This is a genomic window from Chryseobacterium sp. SIMBA_029 (genome assembly GCF_046535275.1).
In the GTDB taxonomy this organism is placed as follows: domain Bacteria; phylum Bacteroidota; class Bacteroidia; order Flavobacteriales; family Weeksellaceae; genus Chryseobacterium.
In genome coordinates, this window is record NZ_JAWRXA010000067.1 from 1 (window position 1) to 391 (window position 391).

At 63.2% G+C, this 391-nt stretch carries 1 protein-coding gene and 1 pseudogene; both read right to left on the bottom strand.

Going from position 1 to position 391, the window contains the following annotated elements; genetic code table 11:
* Positions 1–182: Gfo/Idh/MocA family oxidoreductase (locus SB679_RS23230; RefSeq protein ID WP_410704651.1), on the bottom strand; the 182-nt coding region annotated here is incomplete at its 3' end.
* A pseudogene (locus SB679_RS23235) lies at positions 179–391 on the bottom strand (hypothetical protein); the annotation flags it as partial. The pseudogene SB679_RS23235 and the gene SB679_RS23230, both read right to left, overlap by 4 nt.

Here is a 391-nt window from a genome sequence, read left to right on the forward strand (position 1 = left end):
TCCTTGTGCTCGAGGGCTTCCTGGATATTCGCGTAAGCGGGAATTCCGTATTGTTCCCCGGCTGCGCGGGCGGCGTCCGGATTGACGTCGACGACGCCGGCGAGTTCCCAGCTTTCGCTGTGGTGGATGACGTTCAGCCATGAGGCGCCCCATGCGCCGAGGCCTACTTGGATGATTTTCATTGCTGGACTCCTTCTAGTTGGTGCACACTGGGGACTTCGATCCACTGGCCGCTGGCGCTGGAATCGAGAATCCCCTCGGTGAGGACGGCTGCCCTGAGGCCGTCCCGGAATGTAGGCAGGCCGGCAGGGGTGCGGCCGGCGATGGCGCTGTAGGTATCTGCGACGAACGCGTTGAACGCATCCTGGTAACCTTGCGGATGCCCTGCCGG